Source organism: Gilliamella sp., from assembly GCF_024104075.1.
Lineage (GTDB): Bacteria > Pseudomonadota > Gammaproteobacteria > Enterobacterales > Orbaceae > Gilliamella > Gilliamella bombi.
The window spans coordinates 1-8,014 of sequence record NZ_JAGGHR010000056.1 but is presented as its reverse complement, the minus strand read 5'-3'; the positions used below and the strand labels follow the sequence as shown (position 1 = coordinate 8,014).

At 32.3% G+C, this 8,014-nt stretch carries 9 protein-coding genes and 1 pseudogene; 1 reads left to right on the top strand and 9 read right to left on the bottom strand.

The genetic code is table 11. From position 1 onward, the window contains the following. The 7 genes and pseudogenes from J6569_RS10870 to rplM form a co-directional block, all read right to left on the bottom strand. Nucleotides 1-856 (bottom strand): annotated as a pseudogene (locus tag J6569_RS10870) (bifunctional glutamine synthetase adenylyltransferase/deadenyltransferase); the annotation flags it as partial. Between the two features lie 554 nt (nt 857-1,410). Next, on the bottom strand, nt 1,411-2,448 hold the full coding sequence (locus J6569_RS10865; protein WP_296318440.1) for a hypothetical protein: 1,038 nt from the start codon (nt 2,446-2,448) through the stop codon (nt 1,411-1,413). 16 nt (nt 2,449-2,464) lie between these two features. Continuing rightward, nucleotides 2,465-3,412 (bottom strand): inorganic triphosphatase, encoded by a 948-nt coding sequence (locus J6569_RS10860; RefSeq protein ID WP_296318438.1) that lies wholly within the window; start codon nt 3,410-3,412, stop codon nt 2,465-2,467. Between the two features lie 93 nt (nt 3,413-3,505). Continuing rightward, nucleotides 3,506-3,910 (bottom strand): ClpXP protease specificity-enhancing factor, encoded by a 405-nt coding sequence (locus J6569_RS10855; RefSeq protein WP_296300808.1) that lies wholly within the window; start codon nt 3,908-3,910, stop codon nt 3,506-3,508. Nucleotides 3,911-3,959: 49 nt separating this feature from the next. Beyond that, nucleotides 3,960-4,592 (bottom strand): glutathione S-transferase N-terminal domain-containing protein, encoded by a 633-nt coding sequence (locus J6569_RS10850; RefSeq protein ID WP_296318436.1) that lies wholly within the window; start codon nt 4,590-4,592, stop codon nt 3,960-3,962. Between the two features lie 334 nt (nt 4,593-4,926). Next, nucleotides 4,927-5,319 (bottom strand): 30S ribosomal protein S9, encoded by a 393-nt coding sequence (gene rpsI, locus J6569_RS10845; RefSeq protein ID WP_034915459.1) that lies wholly within the window; start codon nt 5,317-5,319, stop codon nt 4,927-4,929. Nucleotides 5,320-5,330: 11 nt separating this feature from the next. Next, nucleotides 5,331-5,759 (bottom strand): 50S ribosomal protein L13, encoded by a 429-nt coding sequence (gene rplM, locus J6569_RS10840; protein WP_034901369.1) that lies wholly within the window; start codon nt 5,757-5,759, stop codon nt 5,331-5,333. A 274-nt stretch (nt 5,760-6,033) separates the two neighbouring features. Here rplM and J6569_RS10835 point away from each other — a divergent pair, with 274 nt between their 5' ends. Beyond that, entirely contained in the window at nt 6,034-6,654 is a 621-nt protein-coding gene (locus tag J6569_RS10835; protein WP_296318433.1) for a YrbL family protein, read from the top strand. On the opposite strand, the gene pmrB is transcribed toward J6569_RS10835, so the two are convergent. Both pmrB and J6569_RS10825 read right to left on the bottom strand, forming a co-directional pair. Then, on the bottom strand, nt 6,623-7,489 hold the full coding sequence (pmrB, locus tag J6569_RS10830) for a two-component system sensor histidine kinase PmrB (protein ID WP_296318444.1): 867 nt from the start codon (nt 7,487-7,489) through the stop codon (nt 6,623-6,625). The genes J6569_RS10835 and pmrB overlap by 32 nt on opposite strands. Next, nucleotides 7,410-7,649 (bottom strand): hypothetical protein, encoded by a 240-nt coding sequence (locus tag J6569_RS10825; RefSeq protein ID WP_208610486.1) that lies wholly within the window; start codon nt 7,647-7,649, stop codon nt 7,410-7,412. Before J6569_RS10825 ends, pmrB begins: the two co-directional genes overlap by 80 nt. Nucleotides 7,650-8,014 lie beyond the last annotated feature (365 nt).

The following is an 8,014-nucleotide window of genomic DNA, read 5'->3' as shown; positions in this document are numbered from 1 at the left end:
CACCAAGCTTAATGTTATTTTTTAAACCACGACGACGCACTTCACGTTCAATCATGCTTTTCATATTACGCAATGATTGTAAAACACTAAAATCAATATAGCGACGATAAACAAATGGTTTTAACATTTGATAAAGCTCACTGACATAAGGAGATTGTTGATCACCAAGCACTTTAGCTTTAACCATTGCATAACGTTCCCAATCGCGCCCTTGTTCTTGATAGTAATCTTCCATAGCAGAAAAACTCAGCACCAAAGGTCCACCATCACCAAGTGGCCGCAAGCGCATATCAACGCGATAAACGAATCCAGCTTCTGTAATTTGGTCTAACGCTTTGATCAAACGTTGTCCCAAACGTGTAAAGAATACAGCATTATCTAACTCTCTCCGTCCTCCTTGTGTTTGTCCATGTTCGGGATAGGTAAAAATCAAATCAATATCGGACGAGAAATTAAGTTCTCCACCACCTAATTTTCCCATACCTAAAATCAGCAGTGGCTGCGTCTGACCTTGAGCATTGTAAGGTGTCCCCCACTCTTTGCAACTAAGCTCATAAAGCCAATTACGAGCTGTAACAATTATCACCTCAGCTAGTTCACTTAATTGTAATAAAATCTGCTCATCATTACTGATATGAACTAGTTGAGACCATGCTAACCGGACTAAAATATAACGACGAAATTGCCTTAAAATCTTCATGAATTCAGTTTCATCTGAAACTGCTATTAATTTTTCATTTAACCAAGTTTGGTAATACTGTCTTTCATCTGCCTGTGGGGGATTTTGGCTGATTTCTGTTAGCCAGTTAGGAAATCGATAAAATGCATCTACCAAAAAATTACTTCGCACTAAAATATCTAGATTAGCTTGTATTTCGTTTGATTGACATTGTTTAAGTTGAGAGGCAACTTTTTGCTTTTGTTGTTCAAACAAAGAAGAAACTGGAAGGTTAAATTCTGACATAAGCAAGCTCTCTTAGAAATTTCTTCACAAAATAATATCAGCAAAATAAGAATATATTATAAGTAACTTTTGTAAGTTATATAGTATTTTATATACAAAATAAAAAAGTATCGAAAATGATGAGATGATTTTTAATTGAGTATTGTTTTTAGGAATGATTCATAAAGAATATACAACTTCTTTAAACCCTTTATTTTATATTACCATAGGTGCAAAGTCTTTTTGGAGTAAAAAGACCTTTACTGGAGCTATATATAACCATATATCCTAATAAAAACCGTCATTATATTGTTGTATAGATAAAAAAATATCATACCGAAAAAAGTAAAAATTTCAGGCAACAATTCTTGCAATTAATATAAGGCAACCTTGTCTATTATAGAACAATGCCTATTATAATTAATGTAAAAATGTTACCAATAAACTAATTTGTACAAATTTTATTCTTACTTTGACTCAACAAAACTGGATAAATTAACTTCTTTTCCAAAAAATGCTTTTGCTGTTTTACTAACAACTACCGAACCTATTGCACATAAAATAAGAAGAAATAATATAATATCTGTTATAACAATAACCATTATTTCGCTGTCTGTTAATGAATCTGCAACCTCATCAAACCATTTCAGACAATATATATTGAAAAATAAAACAATTATTGCTGCCAACGATGTTAACACAAAAGCAATGACAGAACTTGAAATTAATGACTTCACCTGTAAATTATCATAAACAGTTTTAAATTGTTTTCGCAAAACAAAATAACCAATCGTATTTACAATCAATAAAAAAACTGAATAAAAAATAATAGTTCTAATATGGTATTCAAGGGGACCTATAGAATCCAGAGGATCTTTAGGAACAAAAAAGAAATTTAAGCAAAATAAGACAATAGATAGATAATAAAAATTAAATAATAGAATAAATAAAGATAAATGAGTTTTTTGACTATTGTCCGAGGATAATACAATCATATTTGGCTCTGTTACGAAAGCTGTTCGCAGTAGTTTTATCCCTAAATAAATCGCCATTATTATCCAAATATAACAAGCTAATCTAAATATGCCTATATAGAGGCTTTCTATATAAGTAAAATAATATGGCGCTATAGCATAATATAAAAATCCAAGAACCTGTCGCTCAAATATCACCTGATAACCATTGATACCTATTATTATAAAAAAAACAATCAAAAACACACAAAGCAGATTCTTTTTATTGACTCGATAGACCGAATTCTTGTGCAAGATTATGGCTGAAGTAATAAAAATTAAAACCAGATTTGCTAACTGATTAAAAGTATTAGGCAAAACTATATGAATAATTAATGATAAAAAAGAATCGTCCCAAATATATGGGTTAACCTTTGCATAGCTAAAAACCATATTCTCAACAAGAAGTTCTCGTCCAACTAAAAAAGTGCTATCTAGCACCCCATAAAACAGCAAAAACAAGAACGGTAATTTAAAAAAAGAAAGCTTCATTATTTTACTTTTTATTTCATTGATTAATAGTCATATTTGCGATCAACATAAGCCTGAACTTTGTATTAATCTCACTAAAAGCAAATTCTTTTACAGAGTTAATAGTCAATAATGCCATTTGCCATTGTGTAAATTCAGGCTCAAAAGGAAGATTTTTATCTATTAGAATATAATTTATTTGGTTTAGCGTTTGTTTATATAACTCTAAATCATTAACTTCTAATGCATATTCTTCATTTTGTTGCCAAAATCTTAACAGGCTTGCTAGATCTTGATGGGCTTGAAAATCAAATTGACAAGTTTTAAGTGATGCATTTTTCAGTAAACAATAGCCCCTAGCAGCTTTACTTTGTGAAAAAAGATGCAAATGGAAACGGCTTAATTCAAGAGCAAAATTAAACAGGTCTTGTTTATTACCTTGTTTGAGTTCTAATTCGACTTCTTGAATGATTTTAACTTTTTTGTTTGACTTAATTTCCCCTTGGTCTAGTGCTACCTCAATTTCGCTACTCGCAAAAGAAATTAACCAAGTTTGCCTTTTGAAATCAGTACTGAACAATGGTAATAAATCTCGTTGTAACCGCTCAATATCGCAATTATAGGGTAATGCCATATGTGGTAATACAGCTAAATTGGGTTCTGAATTAGGTAAGTCAACATTAAATTCAGCACGCTCATGTAATCCAAACACAGACTTGCTATCTCGCTTTAAGGTGATTTCAAACTCTTTTTCGTGATCACTTTCGCATTCCCTTACTCGCAATCCACACTGATTATTACGTAGGTAATAATCGCTTGTGTCATAATAGGTACTAGTCAAATTGAGTTTTGTAGAACTGTTTTTTGCTGGTGATATCGTTAAAAATTCAACTTCGTCGCTATCAGCCCATTGTTCTAGAAAATATCTTAAATTAGCAATATCACTAGTATTAATTTCAAACTTTAATTCGATTTCATTACTCATTCATCTACTATTTTTTCGCTATTTTTAACATAATCAACGATAAATCTACTTCATACATCATAGCGAATCACCGTTAATCAACAATATGACAAATTATTTTACAACACGAAATGGATTAGGTTTTGATTTAGATTTAGATTGTGAGGACAAAGATTCACTCTGTATACTATATTGTGGTTCATCTTCAAATCCCATACCCACGCCATTTTCACGAGCATAAATTGCCTCAATCGCAGCCATTGGTACCACAATATGTTGTGGCACACCAGAAAAGCGAGCATTAAATTCAATTTGTTCATTAGTAGCCAAATATTGACCAACTGATTGTGGGGCAATATTCAGTACAATTTGATTGTTTTGGATAAATTCCTGTGGCACTAATACTCCATATACAGAAGTATTAACCACAATGTAAGGTGTTAAATCATTATCCAAAATCCAGTCATAAAAAGCCCTAAATAGATAAGGGCGACGTGGCGTCATTTGTTCAAGTTCCATCAAGGCTACCTTGGCTAAAATTATCGTAAATAAAGATAAATTTAATTGTTTATGATCTTATCTTTTTTTCTGCTTCAGTTAATGAATTAATAAAAGCAGGGCGTTCAAAAACTCTCGCCATATAAGCTAAATAACTCTTTTCAGCTACTTTTGGTAATTCAATACTAAGCAATGGCAAACGCCAAAGTAACGGCGCAAAGTAACAATCGCATAATGAAAAATCATCACTCATAAAATAATCTTTTTCTTTAAACATAACCGAAATCGAAACAAGATCATCAAGAAGATTTTTTCGTGCTGTTTTAGCGGCATCACTATTAGGATCAGCAATAATTGTTTCGTATGCACTATACCACTCTTTTTTAATACGGTACATTGTTAATCGTGAATTAGCGCGAACGATAGGATAAACAGGCATCAATGGTGGATGTGGAAAGCGTTCATCCAAATATTCTAACGCAATATGCGGTTCATATAACGTAAGATCACGATCAATTAGAGTTGGAATTGAGCCATAAGGATTAAGATCCAATAATTCTTGTGGTAAATTATCCGCCGTTACAAACTCTATTTCCGCAGTTACCCCTTTTTCTGCCAGAACAAAACGAATCTGATGCCCGTAAATATCTGTTGTATCACAAAATAATGTCATTACAGAACGTTTATTAACAGCAACAACCATATCCACTCCAAATTTATAAAATTAAAATAAGTCTAGTTGCCGTCTATTCTAACAAATTGGATAACAAAATTGTTAAAAAAAAATAAATTTTCTTTAATTCTTTTCCTCAAGCCCTAATTTTGACAAGCAGTTTCATAAAACATGTGCTTAAGTATAGGATTTATTAAATTAGTTAACCTAATAATATTAAATAATATTTATTTCCTAAATAATCTTAATTCTTAAAAATATTTAACCTACGTAGTTTAGCTTTTTAATTAACCAAATCAGCATAAAAAAACCCAGCATTTGCTGGGTTTTGAAACAAAATTGTAACGTTTTTGTAATATTGCTGCTAACGTTTGCTGAATTGAGGACGACGACGAGCTTTGCGTAGACCCACTTTTTTACGTTCAACTTGACGTGCATCACGAGTAACAAAACCTGCTTGACGTAACGCAGAACGTAAAGTTTCATCATATTCCATTAACGCACGAGTAATACCGTGACGAATCGCACCAGCCTGACCTGAAATACCACCACCTTTAACAGTGATATAAAGATCAAGTTTGTCAGTCATTTCAACTAACTCTAACGGTTGCATAACAACCATACGAGCTGTATCACGACCAAAGTATTGCTCTAAAGAACGCTTGTTAATAACGATGTTACCACTACCTGGTTTGATAAATACACGAGCAGCAGAACTTTTGCGGCGACCTGTACCGTAATATTGATTATCAGCCATCTTTTATCCCCTTAAATATCTAATACTTGCGGTTGTTGTGCCGCATGATTGTGCTCACTACCAGCATAAACTTTTAGTTTACGGTACATTGCACGACCAAGAGGACCTTTCGGTAACATGCCTTTTACAGCAATTTCGATGACTTGTTCAGGATGACGCTCAATCATCTCTTTAAAAGTCGCTTCTTTAAGTCCACCGATGTAGCCAGTATGACGATAATAGATCTTATCAGTGCGTTTTTTGCCTGTTACAGCAACTTTTTCTGCATTGATAACGATAATATAATCACCTGTATCAACATGTGGTGTGTATTCTGCTTTGTGTTTACCACGCAAACGGCTTGCGATTTCAGTAGCTAAACGACCTAACGTTTTACCTGCTGCATCAACAACATACCAGTCGCGTTTAACTGTTTCCGGTTTAGCTGAAAAAGTACTCATTCGTAATTATCCAATTTTTAATTAATCTCACGTTAATAAATCATTTGATTTATTTACACTTTTTGATTGTTACCATTAATTAACTCACCCCTTCGAGTGGTTATACTAATATTGACAACCGAAAACAACGTTGGGAAGAACGTTGTCGTAACGTGGGTGGCAATATTATACAGAAATTTTATAAAAGCGCTAGAGTAAAAATAAAAAATCATAGCGAGAAGGAACGCTTACTGATAAACTAAAATCAACATTAAATAACAAAATATTTAAATAAATGAGCAATACAATTCAACTTTCAATAGAAGATTATATTAGCAGAGGATTGCACCGAAAATGTTATCGTCATCCAAATGATCCCAATAAGTGTATCAAAGTGAATTATAATGTTGGTGCTGAAGAAGAAACTGATCGAGAAATTTCTTATTATAAACATCTAATTAGACGTAATGTTTCATTCGATGCAATACCAAAATATTACGGTCCAGTTTCAACCAATTATGGCAAAGGCCATGTTTTCCAACTCATCCGAGATTATACCGGTGAAGTAGCTATACCACTTGAAAAATACCTCGCTGATAAAAAATTAACTAAGCAATATTATGATGATTTAGTTACTTCATTAAGAAACTTGAAATCAGCCTTATTAAAAGATCGTATTATTACAATGACAATAAAAAGCAAAAATATTTTGTTTCAACACTTAAGTGCAGATAAAAGTCGCTTAATTATTATCGATAATATCGGTAATTCAACTCTTATTCCTATTGCCAATTACATTCCTTTTTTTGCTAAAACCAAAATTGAACGAACTTGGCAACGTTTTTTAACATCCATTATTAAAGAAAATAGCAACAATAAATTAATCACTCGTTTAGTTGACGAAGTGAATCAGTAATCCTCAATTGTGCAATAGCACCTTTTACATTATTAGGTCTATTTTTTAAGGTAAATAGACCTTGATGTAATTTAGCAATACGGTTGACTATACTTAAACCAAGCCCAATACCATTATGCTTGCGATCCATACGAAAAAAGGCTTGGGTCAGTTTTTCGCTTTTAGACTCATCAATGCCATTACCTTCATCTTCTACAGTAATAATGATATCTTTTTTAATTTTGTAACAACTTACCACAATTTTAGTGTTCTCAGGACTGTAGCGATAACTATTTTCAACTAAATTACGTACTAATAGTCTTATTAAGGTTGCATCACCATTAAAAATAAGGTCTTTATCAGTCAAATACCATTCAAGCTGTTGCTGTTTTTGTGAAGTCAATTCTGTTAGTTCATCAGACAGCGGAATCATAATATCATTATAAAAATTAATATGTTGATACTGTCCTACAGTAAACTTTTGACTAGCTCGAGCAAGCATTAATAGCTGTTCTACAGTACTGACTAATCGATCTATACGATCAATTAACTCTGTGCAATCAATGTTATTGTTATTTTCTAACAATTCTAGATGTAAACGAATGCCTGCTAAAGGTGTCCTCATTTCATGCGCTACGTCGGAGGTAAAAAGACGTCCTTGAGATAATGTTGTACTCAGCCTAATAAAAAGATTATTCAATACAGATGTAATCGATTTAATTTCACGCATATTGCTAATTGGCGAAATGGGTTTTAGATTCTCTTCAGTACGTTGATTAAGATCTTTCTCTGAAATTTCCAACGGTTTTGTGATCCACCTGATCGCTTTGTACGCTAAAAATAGTGTTACTGCCATCATAGAAAAGGCTGAACAAAACAAAAATCGCTTCTAATTCTTCTTCTTCAACAACTTCATCAATTTTATTTTGACTTAGAGTCAAATTAACCAATACATCTATTTGTTCTTTACTTTCGTGCCATAACCAAAGGACAGTAATAATCTGACAAACCAACATGATAGAATCCAAAGTAAAAAATAGGTTCCAACGAATACTGTGGCGTATATTACTAAGTGATTCTGAAATCATAATTTAATTATCTAATTTAAATTAATCGAGTTATCAACATCCATCATTAAGTTGATAACCATAACCTTGTACTGTACGAATAAAATTTTTATCCAATTTATTAGGGCGTGTTGATCTTTCGTGATTATTTTTTAGACGGCATGATGAATCGAGTTATGGTTGTTTTTGGTTGCAATAGTCTTTACTTAATCTGACGTTTGAGTTATTTTATAACACAAAAGGAGAGTCAGAAATGAATCAAACTGCCAAAATTATTAAACCTAAATTAGGACTTTTAGAATTAGCTAAACAAC

What these genes read in the sequence shown, in the direction of transcription:
- pmrB (WP_296318444.1), bottom strand. Translation starts at nt 7,489, where the DNA reads ATGGCAGTAACACTATTTTTAGCGTACAAAGCGATCAGGTGGATCACA.
- J6569_RS10860 (WP_296318438.1), bottom strand. Translation starts at nt 3,412, where the DNA reads ATGAGTAATGAAATCGAATTAAAGTTTGAAATTAATACTAGTGATATT.
- J6569_RS10825 (WP_208610486.1), bottom strand. Translation starts at nt 7,649, where the DNA reads ATGTTGGTTTGTCAGATTATTACTGTCCTTTGGTTATGGCACGAAAGT.
- J6569_RS10835 (WP_296318433.1), top strand. Translation starts at nt 6,034, where the DNA reads ATGAGCAATACAATTCAACTTTCAATAGAAGATTATATTAGCAGAGGA.
- J6569_RS10855 (WP_296300808.1), bottom strand. Translation starts at nt 3,910, where the DNA reads ATGGAACTTGAACAAATGACGCCACGTCGCCCTTATCTATTTAGGGCT.
- J6569_RS10865 (WP_296318440.1), bottom strand. Translation starts at nt 2,448, where the DNA reads ATGAAGCTTTCTTTTTTTAAATTACCGTTCTTGTTTTTGCTGTTTTAT.
- rpsI (WP_034915459.1), bottom strand. Translation starts at nt 5,319, where the DNA reads ATGGCTGATAATCAATATTACGGTACAGGTCGCCGCAAAAGTTCTGCT.
- J6569_RS10850 (WP_296318436.1), bottom strand. Translation starts at nt 4,592, where the DNA reads ATGGTTGTTGCTGTTAATAAACGTTCTGTAATGACATTATTTTGTGAT.
- rplM (WP_034901369.1), bottom strand. Translation starts at nt 5,759, where the DNA reads ATGAGTACTTTTTCAGCTAAACCGGAAACAGTTAAACGCGACTGGTAT.